We start from the raw sequence: 16503 nt of genomic DNA, 5'->3' as shown, positions 1-16503 counted from the left end.
TCATATGTAGTTGTTTGATGTAGTTTCGAGAGCTTTCTCAATCAAACCGTAATTATGTGTAAAATTACTTTACCAATTAGTATGGTTTAGAAATAGAAAATAAAGGGGAAAAAGTTGTGAGTGACTGAGGCACTCGAAGCCGCCATGACCCTAAAAAACCAGATTTTTTAAAATAGCTTCCGATTTCAGCTCTGTTTCCCTCCATTCCTTTTCCGGACTGCTCTGGGCTGTAATGCCGCCGCCTACGAATACATGTACTGAATCTTTGTAAAGCTTTGCACATCGCAGATTGACAAAATACATTACACTTTCGTCCGTTTCTACTTTAATAAAGCCGGAATACAGTTCACGTGGGAATTTTTCAAGCTCCTGAATAGTCTTTTGACAGAAATCCTTCGGAATACCACATACTGCAGGAGTAGGATGGAGGTCATTAATTAAGTTGTCCAGTTCTTCAGGCTGAATATGAGCCTTGAAATCTGTTCTCAAATGTTTGATGTTCCCTGAAATATGATCATATGTCTCCGATACTTCTATATTCTCTGAATAGTTTTTAAGAGTATCCTGAATATAGAAAGTCACCGGTTTCTGTTCTTCAATTTCTTTTTCCGTCCATTCTTCAGATACGGGAAGTGTTCCTGCAAGGCTCATGGTTTCAAACTCATGAGTGGTTTTATTGAATTTTCCCAGGGTTTCTGAAAAAGCTCCCATCCAGGCATTTTGTCCATTGTTAAAAATATACCTGAATGCATTGGGATAGGCTGCACATAGTTTTTTAAAACTTTCTTTAAAATCTATTTGCCCAAACTCCCGGAAAATATTCCTTCTTGAATATACCAGTTTTGGAAGATGGTTATCTTTAATGATATCAATAACCCGATACAGCTTATCAATATATTCTTCCTTGGTTTCTGCATTGAAAAAGCTTTCATCTTTCAGCAAGGCTTCGCTGGTGATGATGGACTGCTCAAACTGCTCAGAAGCGTTGACGATACTGCCTTCAAAACTGATCTGCCTCAATAAATCAAAAGAGTGAAAACTGACGGATTCCCCGTTTTGTTTCTGATCAGTTGAATATAAAGTTTCGTCGAAAGGAAGTTTGAAATAAATCATGAGCTGTGGATCGGTTTTGGAAATTATCACCCGGAAATACAATAGAAATTAGCAAAGTGATTTTCCTTTCAGCAAAGGTATTATTAGTCTTAAAAATGTCAAAATTTAAAGACCTGTTTTTTAATGAAAAGTTTCCCGGAAAATAGAAAAAGACTCAAAGAAATTTGAGTCTTTATTTTTATTGATATTTTGAATTATTTCAGAATAATATTGTTCGTCATCGTTGTATGGTTGATGAGCACTCCTTTTTCATCCCTGATCTCAATTTCGGAAACATGCATTGTCTTTCCTTTTCTGATGAAACGGGCAGTAGCCGTTACAATCCCGTCTTTTTTACTTTTAAGATGATTGGAATTGATATTCGTTCCTACACCATAATATTTATTACCATCGATGAAAATATTGGACAGGCTTGACCCTAAAGTTTCTGCCAGCACACAGCTTGCTCCTCCGTGAAGAATCCCGAAAGGCTGGTGTACTTTTGGCTGTACCGGCATTGTAGCTGTCAGTGTTTCATTTTCAACGTCAATATCGATGAATTGTATTTCCAGTGTTTTTGCTAATGTTACCCCATTTCCCCAGGAGTTTAAGAATACAAGGAGCTCTTCTTTGGTATGATCTTTCATTTTATAAGTGATAAATGATAATTGATGAATGATAATCGATTGAGCAAAGTAGTTTTGTTAACTTTTAACTTCTTCTTCGCTGCCGGTTCCCATGATATTTGGATTCCAGTTTGCAGGAATTTTTGGAACAATGTCATATTTTACATAGTAATCCTGGATTTCTTCCATGATCTCGGAAAAGGGAACTGAAGCAATTCTTTCATAAGGTATGGTATAACCTAAATACACAATATTTCTTTTGAAATCACCTGCTGCCAGAACAATTGGGACTTTTGCCGCTAATGCCATATGATAAAATCCTTTTCTCCATTTCGGAACCCAGCTTCTGGTTCCTTCGGGTGTGATAACAAGGCTGAAGTCTTCTTTTTCAAACTGTCTGGCCACGAAATTAACCAGGTCATTTTTCTGGCTTCTGTCAATTCCAATGCCGCCGAGTCCTTTTACAACACTTCCATACCATGCCTTTGTATGGGCATCTTTGATGATGATTTTCAGTGGTTTTTCTAAAGACCAGTAGGCAAGATTTCCCAACAGATATTCCATGTTATGGGTATGCGGTGCTACCACAAGGATACATCGGTTCAGACTTTTTGCATCGCCCTGCAGAATAACTTTCCAGCCGAGCATCTTTAACATCAGTTTACCTATCAGTTTTTTCATAAATCTTTAGATTAAAAACAAAAAAGTATAACCAAATGGGTTATACTTTACAAATATATTGAAATATTATCGCTCTTAAAACAAACCGCTGATTAAATCTACGATCTTCATTACAATTTCTAATGCAACTTGTACCATGGTTAAGGTGTTTTTTAATGATTTGGTTAATTATTTTTTAACTACACGAATGTATAACATTTTTTTTACATAATGAACTAAATAATGATTTTTTTCTGTTGTCTGAGAGAAGAAGAGTGTGAATTTCAAACGGTTGCCATCCATTCACACCTTCTGCACTCTCTGAAGTTAATTATTTAGTTTTTATGGAAATTTCGTCTTTTCCGTCTTTGATTTTGATATCTACGTTTTTGTTCATCTTTTTGATGGTGGATTTCATAGAATCAATTACCTGATCGGCCTGGGAATTCGGAACTTTTTTCCCGTTGATGATAATGCTGTCTTTGTCATCAGAGTTGTATTCTATTGTAGAACCGTTTACAGAAATTTTATTCTTTTCTATTCTGATTTTACCGTTTTCATCCTGTTCCTGATCATCATCATCGATGCCGTCTCCGTTTAAATCTCCGTCAAAATCCATTCTGTCTTTTTTCAGCGGGATCACTACTGTATTCTGAGGAATTACAAGCTCATAATCTACTCTGTAATGTCTGAATCTGTGCTCATACGGATACTTGATGTAGTTAGGAAGCATTACTTTATTACCTACTATTTCCACAGGAACGTTGATCTGAACCGGAACGTTATAGCCGTTTCCTTCTTTTTTAATGATCAGGTAAGGTGTTTTTACTTCAGGCTTTCTTGATACTTCCACATAGATGTAATCTTCTTTGTAGACTGATTTTTTGTCAGAATAGATATCATCATCATAAGCTGTAAAATTCTGAGGAATATTCACCTGCTTCATATCTACATAAAGCGTGTCTGATGTAGTGTTGATAGCAACATTTTCCGTATCCTCCTTACTTCCTTTGTAGATCAGGTTTTTCTTAGCCATACTTACTCCAAAATAAGTTCCAAGTCCTAACAGCAGAAGGAACAGTCCTCCGATTACCCATCCGATATTTCTAAGTTTAGTTTTTGGTGAAAATATTCTGATGCTCAGTAAGCTGAAGATAATTGCCGGAATTAAACTTCCGATCACCATCATTGCTACCAATACTTTATCCAGGCCGTTTTCATCCATATAGAATCTCATCTCATTAGCCCCTGGAAAATCTGCATCCAGCCCGAATAATCCAAGGATCACAAATACCCCGATGATGCTTCCGATAGCCATTAGTACAAAGATTCCTCCTATAAAGTATTTCAGAATATTCCATACCCCGCTGCCTGCATTGTTGATGTAAGGCTTTGATTCGTTGTACATTTCTCCGACCCTCTGAGTAGATTCGTTGGCAAATTGAACCAATTTATTAGACTCATTCTTAAGATTGTCGAAGTTCATAGGCTTTCCCTTCATTTTCAGGAAATCTGTAGCAGTTTGTGCTTTCGGTAAAACGATCCATAAGATCAGGTATAGAAATATAATCACTACAGCACTTCCGGCAGCCGGAATCATGATCAGGAAAGTAATTACCCAGATAGCTCTCATGGCAGTAATATCCATTCCTACATAGTGGGCAAGTCCTGCACATACTCCTGCAATCTTTTGTCTTTCAGGATCACGGAACAGTTGCTTTTTATCTGTATATTCTGCTCCTGACTGAGCTGTTTTTTTACTGTTTTTCTCAGAAAAATAGGCTTCTTCCTGCTCTTCGATCTTTTCAGGAGTTCCGATCTGTGCGATTACTTTTTCTACGTCTGTATCGTTAATCACTTCACGTTTTCCTAAAGAATCTCTGAAGATTTCTACCATTCTTATTTCTATATCATGCATTACCTCTTCCTCTTCTGAAGCATCCAGTGAGCTTCTCAGGGCATTCAGGTAATCGCTGAGCTTTATATATGCGTGTTCTTCTATGGTAAAAGAAAAACCTGCGAGTCCTATTGAGAGTGTCTTGTTCATAGCTTTGTTTTTTAAATTTTTTGAGTGATTTGGTTTACTGACGCTGTCAGCTCTGCCCAGGTATTTTGAAGTTCATCCAAGAAAAGCTTTCCTTTTTCTGTAATCTGGTAATATTTTCTTGGGGGTCCTCCTGTAGATTCTTCCCATCTGTAGGAAAGGAACTCGCCGTTTTTCAGTCTTGTAAGGAGAGGATAGAGGGTTCCTTCCACTACATCCAGTTTTCCTTTTTTAAGTTCATCGATAAGGTCGGAAACATACATTTCACGATGATTGATGAGACTTAAAATACAGAATTCCAGAATTCCTTTACGCATTTGCGCTTTGGTATTTTCAGTATTCATCTTTAATAAGTTTTGTTAATTAGTTATATTTTCAGAATTATGTTCCTAGCTAGATGAACCTATTCTGATTTTACATTACAAAGATATGTAAATAAAATGGTATTATGCAATACAAAGTAGTGAAATTATTTAAATATTTAATTTAAATAACTGATAATCAGAATAATAATTTTCAATCAAAATTTAGCCTTGAATGAGTTTATACTAAAATCAGGTTCAAAATTTTAAATTTTTGTACTTTTGAATCAGATTTTATAGAAAGAATTCAGTGAAATTATTTTAAAATCAAAACACCTTTTAAGATGAATCAAAAAATATTACTCCCAATTATCCTTTTCGGAAACTTTTATTTCGCTCAAAATCAGTTTGAATTAAAAGATGCTTCAACGAATTACGATGTGAAAATCAATGTAGAGACCTGCGAAAATAATGAATGCAGTGGAAAATCAACTGTTGAATTGCTTGATAAAAAGACTTCCAAAAAGATCCAGACCTTAACTTCAGATAATCTGAACTTTTATCTGAACGAAGACCAAAAGCCTACTGCAAACATTATTCAATTATATAATGAACAAAGCCCATTGATTTTTGATGATTTTAATTTTGACGGAACAGAAGATATTGCCATCAGAAACGGAAATGAAAGTGGATATGGAGGACCTTCTTACGATGTTTATGTATTTAATATCACCAAAAAACAATTTGTCGTGAGTGATGAATTAACAGCTCTGGCTCACGACAATCTGGGAATGTTCAATACAGATTCCGAGAGGAAAAGATTGATTACCTATTCAAAATCAGGTTGCTGCTGGCATCTTACAACAGAATATACGGTGGTTCCGCAACGGGGATTGTTTAAAGTATATGAGCTGGAAGAAGATGCAACAGGCGGTGAAACAGTAAAAGTGACCAAAAAAGAATTTATCGATGATAAATGGATAAAAAACATTAAAACCTATCCAATTAACGAATATTATAAAGATTAACAATGAAGATACAGAAGGAAATAGATTTTATCCTGGCAGTTGATGCCCTGAAAAATGTACAGAGAAGAAACTACAATGCTGATGATTCCAGAAGGGAAAATACTGCTGAACACTCATGGCAGATCATTATTCTTGCACAGATCCTTTATCCATACGCTAAAAACCGTGCAGATATTGATCTTTTAAGAGTAATAAGAATGCTTTCCATTCATGACTTGGTGGAAATAGAAGCGGGGGATACCTTTCTTTTTGATGAAAAAGCAATGGTAGGGAAATTTGAAAGAGAAAAAGTGTCAGCACAGAAAATTTTTGGAATTCTGGACGAACCTTTAAAGACAGAATTTTTTAATCTGTGGCTTGAATTCGAGGAAGAAAAAACTCCGGATGCTATTTTTGCCTGCTCTATTGACCGTATTATGCCATTTATCCTAAACTCTCATACCTCAGGAAAAAGCTGGACGGAAGCCGGAGTTACTGAAAAGCAAATCAGAAATATGCTGGAAAATGCTATTACGAGAGCGTCGGATGAGATGGGAGAAGCCTTTGAAATGTTGCTGAAGAGAAGCCTGGATACTGAAAAAGTAACGAGATAAATATATTCTATTGTGAAAAGCAATGGTAAAATAGGTTTCGGGCGGCCGCAGGCCGCCCGAAACCTATTTTTATTTACATAATCCTGATTGGCTTTTTAAATTCATCAATTGCCACAAATGTAAAATCACCTACAATAGCTCTTTCTCTTTCATAAGAGTACATTTGCTCCGTATAGATTTCCACATTCACCTTCATACTGGTGTTTCCCACATAGGAAACCTTTCCGATCAGTTCTACAATTGTTCCGGCAGGAATAGGTTTCTTGAAATCGATCTTATCGCTGCTTACGGTTACCACTCTTTTTCTTGCAAAACGGGTTGCTGTTATAAAAGCAACTTCATCCATCAGCTGCATGGCAGTGCCTCCGAAAAGAGTATCATAATGATTGGTGGTGTTCGGGAAAACCGCTTTAAAAATTCTGGTTTCGGATGCTGCAATTCTTTCTTCTGTAGTCATATTTCATTATTAATTAATGCGAAATGAAATACTATTAAAATAACAGAACAATAACAGGAACCATAGGAATTCCTGAAGCAGTCCATCAGATCAATAAACTTCAAATCGCGAAAGTTTCTTGTTTAAAGAAATAGGCAGGTCTCCTGACTTGTAACATCTTTTATCCCCTTCCCGTGCGCTGCACAGTGGATCTTTGATAAAGACTTCAGTTACTTACAGTTGCGCGACAGTCCGTGATTTTCACACGGTTCCCTTTTAATCTGCGTTATGCAGAACCAGTTTCTGTGATGAATTAGCGTTAAACTTTTTCAGTGCAAAAATAAGAATATTACAGCATAAAAAGGCAATTATTCCGGACTATTGTAAATAATCTGGCTCATTACCTTACCTTCCTTGATGGTCCATAGAGTGGTGTACCTGTTTTCACCCGAACCGTTGATCATATAAAGATAGATATGGTCATTATCAAGAGCAGTTACTCCGATGTTATTGAAATCCATCGTAGGCTGGAACATATTTTTAATAGCTTCCCTTACAAAAACAGAGCCTCTTCCGGGCTGTTGAACTCTGATAGACTTAATTTCCGTCATACCTTCAGGAAGTGCATCCTTGATTCCCCACGGTTTTATTTTATCTATGCTAAGAATATTTCCGTTTGCATCTTTCTCCTGCTTTCTGTAGCCCGCGTTGGAAGGATAAACATCAATAACCACTTTGGTTCTTTGGGCAGTGGGTATTTTAGGATTGCTGTTATCTGTAAAAATAAGTGACTTTCCGTTCTTGGATTTTGAAGGAGTGAACTGAGGGAGCTGGTCTATGAAAGCAATACGTCCTTTATTCACCATTCCTTCTTTTTCAAGATTCTCGTATCTTACGAAAGGTTTTTCATCATCCTGTTTTTCAGGATATTTGATCCATACCCATTCCGTTTCTCCCGGAGCAGGCTTTACATAAACAAATACATCACCCTTGCGCATCCGGATCTTATCCACGATTTTTCTGTAGTCATCCTTGTGAACACGTACATTGGCGTAGCCTTCTTCAGCCTTTACAACACCGAAAGGAACTTTATTCTGTCCCTTAACAAATGCAAGAGAAAAAAAACTGAAAGCGGAGAGGTACAATGCTTTGTTTATGGAAATCATTTTATGAAATTTTTGATCCTTCAAATATATAAATTAAATGCTTTTTCTGATCAGTAAAATAGGACTGTATTTAATTAAAATTATCAATATTTCCCTAAAAGTTTATCTTGTACTCAAATACAGCTGGATTTTATCAGTATGCTTAATGATAATCAAAATAAAATAGCACTGAAAAAATCAGCGCTATTTTTTATATTTAATTTAAAAGTTGTATAATTTCCAGCCAACAATTATCGGATTGTCATATCTTCACATCAAATCCTTTCAAGATCATCTGCATTAATCGTTGTCTTAAAAGTACCGTAATTCACGATCACTTTATTTTTGGAAATTTTTTCAATTGTTCCTACACTCGTACTTCCCGGAATACGGACACGCTGTCCCTCTTTCATCCAGACAGCACGGTCGGTTTTACGCTTTTCTTCCAGTTTCTCATTGGTTTCTGCAATCTTTTCGATTACTTCTTCCTTTTTAAGCTGCTGCGTAATTTTTCTCTTAACAACCTGAAGGCGTTTCGATTCATCTTTATCAGCTCCTATTTTTCTGAATTTTTCCTGTTCAAGAATCTTTACAAAATCTTTTACAACATCTTTTCTCGATTTGCCTTTTACATAACTGTCGATAAACGTTTCAATCTTATTTCCGAACTGAAGCTTACGGTGTTCTTCTTCATACAGTTTCTGGAAATTGAAAAGCTTTTGCTGTAACTGGTCATTCAGCTTCTGCAGGTTATCACGTTTGTCTTCCACAGATTCTTTTCTTTCTGCAAGATCGGTTTTCAGTTTTTCAACCTCAAATTTTTCCTGCTGAAGTTTTACAATCGTTTTATCCAGATTGACGATATCGTGTTCTACCTTCTTTTTTGCCGCATGAATAATGAATCTTGGGATTTTGTTCTTCTCTGCAACCTCGAAAGTGAATGAACTTCCTGCCTGTCCCACCTCCAGTTTATACATCGGTTCAAGGGTTTCCTCATCAAAAAGCATCGCAGCATTTTCAGCATTCGGAAGCTGTTCTATCACCAGCTTGATGTTGGTATAGTGGGTGGTAATGATGGCAAAACTCTTTTTATCATAGAAATATTCCATGAAACTTTCAGCCAGCGCGCCTCCAAGCTCAGGATCAGATCCTGTCCCGAATTCATCAATAAGCAATAGAGTATTAGAATCCGCTTCACGGATAATTCCAGCCATTTTCTTCAGTCTTGAAGAATAAGTTGAGAGATGGTTTTCTATTGACTGATTATCCCCGATATCCGTCATGATCTTTTCAAAGAAAAACATTTCAGACCTTGGATGTACCGGAACCAGAATTCCGCTCTGAATCATCAGCTGAAGCAATCCAACCGTTTTTAAGGTGATGGATTTTCCTCCCGCATTCGGCCCCGAAATACAGATAATTCTATTGTGATCTGTTAAACTAAGGGTTTGCGGGAAAATAGTTTTGTTCTCAGCTTTATTTCTCAGCCATAACAGCGGATGGAATGCATCTTTAAGCTTTAAGGTTCTGTGACGGTTGATCTTTGGGAGAATTCCGTTCACAAGTTCAGCAAATTTTGCTTTGGCTCTTGTAAGGTCAAGATCAAAAATGTAAATCTGGTATCTCCACAGCTGAGGCTGGAATTCTGCCAGTTCCGCTGTAAGTTTTCTGAGGATTTTGTCAATTTCCTTCTTTTCTTCCTCTTCACTTTCACGCAGCTTGAAATAATGTTTTACCACACTGTCCGGCTGGATATAAGTGATAGAACCTGTTTTTGAAATTCCCAAAACTCTTCCTGCCACCCTTTTCTTGAATCCCGATTTTACTGCTAAAACCCTTTGGTCTTCAATGATCGTTTCCCGGATGTCATCCAGAAAATCACTTTGTCCATAATTAAACAGGGCACGGTTGAAATTCTCCTGAATTGCCTTTTTGGAAAGTTGAATTTCAGCTCTGAGTTCTTTTAAAATAGGCGAAGCATCACTTTTCACTTCCCCAAAACGGTTAAAGACCTTATCAATCTTATCAATGATCTCTTTTTTGAATTCCAGCACGGAAACATCACCTATCAGGGTAGGGAAGGTGTCAGGCATGGTTGGGAAAAACTTCTGAAGCTTTCCTATCTGTTCAGTTAAGGTTTTTATTTTGATGAAAGCACTGTTTTCCAGACGGTAATTCTCAATCAGCATCAATTTCAGCTCACTTTCGATATCTTCGTATTCATCAAACGGAATTGCATTTGAACTTTCAAAACTCGAAAGATATTCCGACGTTTTTTTCAGTGAAAGTTCCGCCTCGTCAATTTCCATGGGACGAAGTTGAAGAATTTTTTCTCTCGTTTTCGGAGAATACGCAAATGGAGAGATTTCCGCGAGCAATTGCGGAAACTCTAATTCGTTTAAATCTTCTTTATTTATATACACACTGCAAATTTAGTGAGAAAATGTGATTATTACGTATATTTGAGATATTTACAAAATTAATGATTGAAACACAACGATTACTATTGAAAGAAATCAACGAAAGCCACGTTGAAGATATTTTACGGATCCGCAGCAATGAAGTGATCAATCAATTTGTGAAAAGGAATTCACCGAAAAACAATTATGATGCACTTCAGTTTATTTTAACCATTAAGAAAAACACCCAAAATAATCAGACTGTTTATTTGGGAATTTCTTTGAAAGACCAGCCGAATCTTATCGGAACTATCTGCCTCTGGAACTTTTCTGAAGACAGGAAAACCGCTGAAGTTGGCTATGAGTTATTACCTGAATATCACAGAAAGGGAATTATGTCTGAAGCCTTAAAAGCTGTTTTAGATTATGGGTTTAATGAATTACATTTGCAGGAAATCTTAGCTTTTACTCACAGGCTCAATGAAAATTCTAAAGGACTTCTTTTAAAGCATCATTTTGTTTTAGAAGAAGGAAGAGTTGATGAAGGTTTTCCGGATAATACTGTCTTCAGATTAACAGAATATCATTTTAAAACAGAATAATGCTGAAAAACATCTTATTAATTTTAGCTTCTGTTTTGGCTTTGTTTTTTTCAATAAAAGAGTTTGGGTATTTTTTTATATCTATTCCGGCCCTTGTTGTATTGTCTTATAATTTATCAGACATGATTTTGAAATTCAGCCAACCAAAATCCGGGAAAAAGATCGCTAAAAATATTGAATATCTGTTTCTATTTCCTCTTATCCTTTTTTTAATCTTCGGCAGATATTATGAAAATACAATCGGAGGATATGAATTATTTTGGAAACTGGCTTTTGTAAGTCTTATTTTTAGTTGTCTGACAATTTATATTCTAACTTTTTTTTACAATTTCAATGATTTAAAAAAAAGAGATAATATTCTGAATTTAAGCTTCTTTTTTCTATTTTTGATTCCGTCATTAGGAATTTTCATAAACTACAGATTTACAGTCTCCAAGGTGAAAAAAGAGAGAATTGAAATAAATGAGAAGAAGATAAGTAATGGTTCGAGAGGAAGTAAGACATATGTAATATTTATCAGAACCGAATATGACAAAAACGAAAGGCTAAGTATAAGTCAGGAGTTTTATGAAAGCATTTCAAATAATCAACTTATCGAATTGACCTTAGCAAAAGGGATTTTAGGATATGATTATGTAGACAAAATAAAAAAAGTTAATATTTATAGATAAATTAAAAAATGACCTGGACAGAAGTTTTAGCCACGATAAAAAATACAGAATATTTTACCAGTCTTTGGGAAAAAGTAAAGCAGGAATATGCAACAACCAAAGTTTTTCCGCCAAAAAACCAAATATTCAGAGCATTGGAAATTACACCTTTCGATGATGTGGAAGTGGTAATCATCGGGCAGGATCCTTATCATAATGACTATCAGGCTAACGGGTTGTGTTTTTCCGTTTCAGAGCAGGTGGCAGCACCGCCTTCGCTTAAAAATATTTTCACAGAGCTGAAAGATGATTTGGGGGTCGAAAGGACTTCAAAAGAGCTGGATGACTGGGGAAAGCAGGGAGTTCTATTATTGAATGCAACTTTAACGGTACGTGCTCATTCGCCTAATTCCCATAAAGATTTAGGCTGGGAAAAATTCACAGATTTTATTATTAAGGAAATTTCAGATAAAAAAGAAAATGTGGTTTTTGTTCTTTGGGGAGCTTTTGCACAAAAAAAAGCCGAACTTATCAATCCGGCTAAACATTTTATTTTAAAATCGGCGCACCCGTCACCGTTTTCTGTATACAGAGGGTTTTATGGAAGCAAACCTTTTTCAAAGATTAATGAATATCTGATCTCAAAAGGAAAGAAGCCTATTTCGTGGTAGAAGATCCTCCGGCTTTTGTGATTTTAATCCCGATTTTGTATTTTCCTTCCAGAGCTTTTGCACCGCCGTCAGCTTTTGGAAACGGAGTTACTTCTTCCAATGAAACAGTATATCCGTTAAATTCCTGGGACTGATGATAATTTCGTCCGGCATTGTCTAAGGTGGCAAGATTTAAAATCACAGGTCTGGAAGTTGTGCTCATTACCTCTACCTGTGCTACGGCAACACCAGCCCAGATACAATTGACCCCTTCAGGGCAGCGGCTGTCTTCAGAAATACCTTTGAAGGTCACATTCATTTCATATTCTTTAAGAAATTTATTTTCTCCCGGATTAAAATAAATGATACCTCCATTCTGAGCTGAAGACTTAGTCCCTTTCGTATTGGATACTTTTTCTCCGGTTGATTTCGGAGCTTTTGCTTTCTTTTGGGCATTGCATCCTGCTAAAGTGAGCAATCCCAGACTGAGTATGATGGCTTTATGAAACATATTTTTCTTTTTTAATAATATTAAATAATATCAAGCATATCTAAAACTACTACCAAAAACATTGCCACACCTACCACAAGACTGAAACCTGTTCCGTAAATGAAACCGATAAAGGCTCCTTTAGTGGACTGTAAGGCCTTATTCATATCCTTGCTGTCGTGGAGAAGTTCTCCGATAAATACCCCGGCAAACATCCCTATCAGAAATCCTAAAGGAATAGGAATAAAAATTCCGACGATAGTTCCAATGATTGAGCCGATACTTCCCCAGCGGGTTCCTCCATATTTTCTATTGGTTTTTGCAGGAATTACATAGCTGAGCACTGCAGAAATTGCTGTCAGGATACCAAATGCCCAGACATAGATCATGGGCAGATCCGCATTTGTCCCGAATTTATAGATCAGAAGACCGCAAATACTTAGTAAAAGTCCCGGAAGTACAGGTAAGAAAGTCCCAAGTATTCCGAGAACCAATAAAATAAGACAGAGAACATTAATTAAGGCTGTATCCATTCTTTAAAATTATCAATGCAAGATAGGAAAAAAGAAAATTCGCAGAAATCTTTTTAGTATTTGGGATGAAAATTGATAATCAATACTTACATCATCATTCTTAATTTTATAAATTTGCTGTAATGAAAGACGAAATACAAGACACCAAAAGTTTTTTACAGGAAATAAGTGATCAGCTCTATATGTACATCAGTCAGGTGACGCCTGGGGGAATGGATTGGGTTGTTCATATTATTGTAAAGCTGGCATTGCTTTGCGCAGTGTTTTTGGTGGTGGATTTTGTTTTTAAATTTGTTATCAATTTTGTATTCAGATTCTTCCGTAGTGACGAAAAGTTTCCAATTATACGATCAGTTTATCAATCAAAAATCAGTAATTCTGTAGCTCACTTTGCAGCGCTTTTAGTTGTTGGGGCTATTCATCCTTCTATATTTCCGGCAACAGCACTGCCTAAAACCAATATTTTCATCAACAGAGCTATCAATTTAGGATTGGTACTGATCCTTGCGGGAATGTTGTACAGATCATTAACAGGATTCAGGTATTTTTTCACCATAAAACAGGATTTTTACAAAATTATGGCACTGAATGCTATTTCAGAAACTGTAAGGATCTTAGGAATTTTTATCTTTTCTGTAGTGGGACTCTGCGTAATATTCGGGATCAAAGGAACTACTATTGTGGGGAGCTTGGGAGCCATTACCGCTGTACTGGTCCTTGTTTTCAGAGATACAATATTAGGGTTTGTAACAGGAATACATGTGGCTACCTCTAAAAATATGAAAGTAGGAGACTGGGTGAGTATTCCAAAATACAGCATTGAGGGAAATATCACTGATATAAGTCTTCTGACAACAAAGATTACTAATTTCGATAAAACTGTTTCCACAATTCCTACTTACGATTTGCTTACAACGGAGATTAAAAATCTTCAGGTGATGTCTGAATCCAATACAAGAAGAATTAAAAAATCCATTTATTTTAATATCAATTCTTTTAAATTCCTGAATGCAGAAGATATTGAGCGTTTAAAAGATATCAACCTGATTTCTGATTATCTGGAAGAAAAAACACTGGAAATTGAAAAAGAAAAGCAGGATCTGGAACATAATGATAAAACAATCAACGGAAGACAGCTTACCAATATCGGGGTTTTCAGATATTATGCCCAGAAATATATAGAAAACGATCCTGATATAGATCAGAAAGGATCAAAAATGGTCCGCCAGCTGGATATTACCCCTCAGGGACTTCCTCTTGAAGTATACTGCTTTGCCAATGATTCCAAATGGGAGCATTTCGAGCAGATCCAGGCAGATATTTTCGATCATTTGCTGGTGGCATCAAAAGAATTTGATCTTCAGGTAATGCAGGTAAGTGTAAAAGTGTAAGGATAGAGGTTTGATAGATTTGTCATTTAATTCAGTATCAGTTTTTTGATATTTAATAAATGATAAACATCTAAATAAAATAAACTCGAGAAATTTAACTTCTCAAAAAATAATAATGTGATATTAAGAGATAGGAATCAAGACTAATCTCTAATATCTAACATCTCAATAAAAAAATGACAAAATTAAGCGTAAACATTAATAAAATTGCGACATTAAGAAATGCAAGGGGTGGCGAAACGCCAAGTGTAACAGAGGCAGCAGTTAAAATTCAGGAGTTCGGTGGACAGGGAATTACGATTCATCCGAGACCTGATGAAAGACATATCACAAGAAAAGATGTATATGATCTGAAACCTTTGGTTACAACTGAGTTCAACATTGAAGGAAATCCGCACCGCTCTTTTATTGATATGGTACTGGAAGTAAAGCCGGAGCAGGTAACGCTGGTTCCTGATGCAGACGATGCTATTACCTCTAATGCAGGCTGGGATACTAAAAAGCATTTAGATTTCCTGACAGAAATTATTGCCGATTTTAAAAACGCAGGAATCCGTACCTCTGTTTTTCTTGATCCGCTTCCGGAGCTCGTAGAATATGCCGCAAAAACCGGAGCAGACAGAATTGAACTGTATACCGAAGCTTACGCAAAAAACTATCTTACAAACAAAGAACAGGCTATAAAACCTTATTATGATACGGCCGTTGCTGCAACGGAATTCGGTTTGGGGATCAATGCAGGACATGATCTGAGCCTTGAGAATTTAAAATACTTCGCGGACAATATTCCTAACCTTCTTGAAGTTTCAATCGGACATGCTCTGGTTTCTGAAGCACTTTATATGGGACTTGAAAATACAGTTCAGGCTTATTTGAAAAGACTTGCAAAATGGTAAAAAAGTTAGAGATTAGATGTCAGAAGTTAGCAATGAAGTTACACTTTAATATTTGCTTCTGACATTTAATTTTTAGGATGCAGTAGACGATCAGTATTTGGAGAATCTGAAGCGCATTCATGATCTAATTTCTAACCTCTAACTTCTAATATCTATTTAAAAAATGGAAATTTTAAACTCAAAAATATTTGGCGAAAATCTTACAGTTACGCCGCTTCTTGTTTTTCACGGACTATTTGGTATGCTTGATAACTGGGGAAGTTTTGGAAAAGACTTAGGAGAATATCTTCCCGTACATCTTATTGATCTTAGAAATCACGGAAGAAGCTTTCATTCAGAAAGTATGACCCATGACGATCTGGCGGATGATATTGCCCGTTATATGGATCATTACGGAATTCAAAAAGCTCATGTTCTGGGACATTCTTTAGGCGGAAAAGCAGTGATGCAGTTTGCTCTGAAATATCCTGAAAGAGTAGAAAAACTTATTGTAGTAGATATTTCACCGAAGGCTTATCCTCCACATCATCAGGGAATTATTAAAGCCCTTGAAACTGTTGATTTCGATACTGTAACTTCAAGAGGTGATGTAGAAGCAGTATTAAGTCAGTACATTCCTGAAAAATCAACCATCCAGTTTTTAGCAAAGAATCTGTACTGGGATGATAATAAAAAACTGAACTGGAGATTTAATCTTAAAACTCTGTCTGAAAAATACAATGAATTTGTTTCCAATGCTGTGAAATTTGGGGTTTTTGAAGGTGATTCCCTGTTTATTGCAGGTGAAAAATCAAACTACATCCTTCCGCAGGATGAATATGGGATTAAACAACAGTTTCCAAAAGCCAAGATTGTTACGGTAAAAAATGCCGGTCATTGGGTGCAGGCTGAGAATCCAGTTGATTTCGCGAAAGTTGTTAAAGAGTTTTTGGGTTTAAATTAATTTAATTCCGATTTTTTATTGTT

At 36.1% G+C, this 16503-nt stretch carries 18 protein-coding genes and 1 riboswitch; of the genes, 8 read left to right on the top strand and 10 right to left on the bottom strand.

What is annotated here, in order from left to right; all coding sequences use genetic code 11:
• Nucleotides 1–150 precede the first annotated feature (150 nt).
• From ACQWU4_RS05400 to ACQWU4_RS05380, 5 genes are all read right to left on the bottom strand, one after another.
• Nucleotides 151–1113: a chorismate-binding protein gene (locus ACQWU4_RS05400; RefSeq protein ID WP_429934742.1), complete on the bottom strand. Its 963-nt coding sequence runs from the start codon at nucleotides 1111–1113 to the stop codon at nucleotides 151–153.
• A 194-nt stretch (nucleotides 1114–1307) separates the two neighbouring features.
• Nucleotides 1308–1739 (bottom strand): PaaI family thioesterase, encoded by a 432-nt coding sequence (locus ACQWU4_RS05395; protein WP_429934740.1) that lies wholly within the window; start codon nucleotides 1737–1739, stop codon nucleotides 1308–1310.
• Between the two features lie 57 nt (nucleotides 1740–1796).
• Nucleotides 1797–2399, bottom strand: a complete 603-nt coding sequence (locus tag ACQWU4_RS05390) for a 1-acyl-sn-glycerol-3-phosphate acyltransferase (RefSeq protein ID WP_429934739.1) — start codon at nucleotides 2397–2399, stop codon at nucleotides 1797–1799.
• 310 nt (nucleotides 2400–2709) lie between these two features.
• Nucleotides 2710–4425, bottom strand: coding sequence for a PspC domain-containing protein (locus tag ACQWU4_RS05385; RefSeq protein WP_429934738.1), 1716 nt, complete (start codon nucleotides 4423–4425; stop codon nucleotides 2710–2712).
• Between the two features lie 11 nt (nucleotides 4426–4436).
• Nucleotides 4437–4766, bottom strand: coding sequence for a PadR family transcriptional regulator (locus ACQWU4_RS05380; protein ID WP_034728860.1), 330 nt, complete (start codon nucleotides 4764–4766; stop codon nucleotides 4437–4439).
• Between the two features lie 302 nt (nucleotides 4767–5068).
• Here ACQWU4_RS05380 and ACQWU4_RS05375 point away from each other — a divergent pair, with 302 nt between their 5' ends.
• A complete protein-coding gene (locus ACQWU4_RS05375) occupies nucleotides 5069–5752 on the top strand; it encodes an XAC2610-related protein (RefSeq protein WP_429934736.1) in 684 nt (227 codons plus the stop codon).
• Nucleotides 5753–5754: 2 nt separating this feature from the next.
• Nucleotides 5755–6345, top strand: coding sequence for an HD domain-containing protein (locus ACQWU4_RS05370; RefSeq protein ID WP_429934735.1), 591 nt, complete (start codon nucleotides 5755–5757; stop codon nucleotides 6343–6345).
• 73 nt (nucleotides 6346–6418) lie between these two features.
• Here ACQWU4_RS05370 and ACQWU4_RS05365 read toward each other — a convergent pair whose 3' ends face one another.
• The 3 genes from ACQWU4_RS05365 to ACQWU4_RS05355 form a co-directional block, all read right to left on the bottom strand.
• Nucleotides 6419–6802: an acyl-CoA thioesterase gene (locus tag ACQWU4_RS05365; RefSeq protein ID WP_429934734.1), complete on the bottom strand. Its 384-nt coding sequence runs from the start codon at nucleotides 6800–6802 to the stop codon at nucleotides 6419–6421.
• A gap of 116 nt (nucleotides 6803–6918) precedes the next feature.
• A riboswitch (cobalamin riboswitch) is annotated at nucleotides 6919–7097 on the bottom strand.
• Between the two features lie 52 nt (nucleotides 7098–7149).
• The gene (locus ACQWU4_RS05360; RefSeq protein WP_429934733.1) at nucleotides 7150–7947 is read right to left on the bottom strand and encodes a hypothetical protein; all 798 of its coding nucleotides are present in this window, start codon (nucleotides 7945–7947) and stop codon (nucleotides 7150–7152) included.
• A gap of 254 nt (nucleotides 7948–8201) precedes the next feature.
• Nucleotides 8202–10349 (bottom strand): endonuclease MutS2, encoded by a 2148-nt coding sequence (locus tag ACQWU4_RS05355; RefSeq protein WP_429934732.1) that lies wholly within the window; start codon nucleotides 10347–10349, stop codon nucleotides 8202–8204.
• 59 nt (nucleotides 10350–10408) lie between these two features.
• Here ACQWU4_RS05355 and ACQWU4_RS05350 point away from each other — a divergent pair, with 59 nt between their 5' ends.
• The 3 genes from ACQWU4_RS05350 (at nucleotide 10409) to ACQWU4_RS05340 (ending at nucleotide 12248) form a co-directional block, all read left to right on the top strand.
• The gene (locus ACQWU4_RS05350) at nucleotides 10409–10927 is read left to right on the top strand and encodes a GNAT family N-acetyltransferase (RefSeq protein WP_429934731.1); all 519 of its coding nucleotides are present in this window, start codon (nucleotides 10409–10411) and stop codon (nucleotides 10925–10927) included.
• A gap of 437 nt (nucleotides 10928–11364) precedes the next feature.
• Nucleotides 11365–11598: a hypothetical protein gene (locus ACQWU4_RS05345; protein ID WP_429934730.1), complete on the top strand. Its 234-nt coding sequence runs from the start codon at nucleotides 11365–11367 to the stop codon at nucleotides 11596–11598.
• An 8-nt stretch (nucleotides 11599–11606) separates the two neighbouring features.
• Nucleotides 11607–12248: a uracil-DNA glycosylase gene (locus tag ACQWU4_RS05340; RefSeq protein ID WP_429934729.1), complete on the top strand. Its 642-nt coding sequence runs from the start codon at nucleotides 11607–11609 to the stop codon at nucleotides 12246–12248.
• Here the strand turns inward: ACQWU4_RS05340 and ACQWU4_RS05335 are convergent.
• Nucleotides 12235–12738 carry a hypothetical protein gene (locus ACQWU4_RS05335; protein WP_429934728.1) on the bottom strand — a complete coding sequence of 168 codons (504 nt, stop codon included), beginning with the start codon at nucleotides 12736–12738 and terminating at the stop codon, nucleotides 12235–12237. The genes ACQWU4_RS05340 and ACQWU4_RS05335 overlap by 14 nt on opposite strands.
• 20 nt (nucleotides 12739–12758) lie before the next feature.
• Complete coding sequence (locus ACQWU4_RS05330) at nucleotides 12759–13250, bottom strand: DUF456 domain-containing protein (protein WP_429934727.1); 492 nt, start codon at nucleotides 13248–13250, stop codon at nucleotides 12759–12761.
• Nucleotides 13251–13372: 122 nt separating this feature from the next.
• Between ACQWU4_RS05330 and ACQWU4_RS05325 the strand changes: the two genes are divergently transcribed.
• From ACQWU4_RS05325 to ACQWU4_RS05315, 3 genes are all read left to right on the top strand, one after another.
• Entirely contained in the window at nucleotides 13373–14641 is a 1269-nt protein-coding gene (locus tag ACQWU4_RS05325) for a mechanosensitive ion channel family protein (protein WP_429934726.1), read from the top strand.
• A 176-nt stretch (nucleotides 14642–14817) separates the two neighbouring features.
• Entirely contained in the window at nucleotides 14818–15537 is a 720-nt protein-coding gene (locus ACQWU4_RS05320; RefSeq protein WP_429934725.1) for a pyridoxine 5'-phosphate synthase, read from the top strand.
• A 163-nt stretch (nucleotides 15538–15700) separates the two neighbouring features.
• Nucleotides 15701–16480 (top strand): alpha/beta fold hydrolase, encoded by a 780-nt coding sequence (locus ACQWU4_RS05315; protein WP_429934724.1) that lies wholly within the window; start codon nucleotides 15701–15703, stop codon nucleotides 16478–16480.
• The last annotated feature ends 23 nt before the right edge of the window (nucleotides 16481–16503 follow it).

It is taken from the genome of Chryseobacterium sp. MIQD13, from assembly GCF_050496705.1.
GTDB lineage: Bacteria > Bacteroidota > Bacteroidia > Flavobacteriales > Weeksellaceae > Chryseobacterium.
This window is presented reverse-complemented; position numbering and strand designations above follow the sequence as displayed.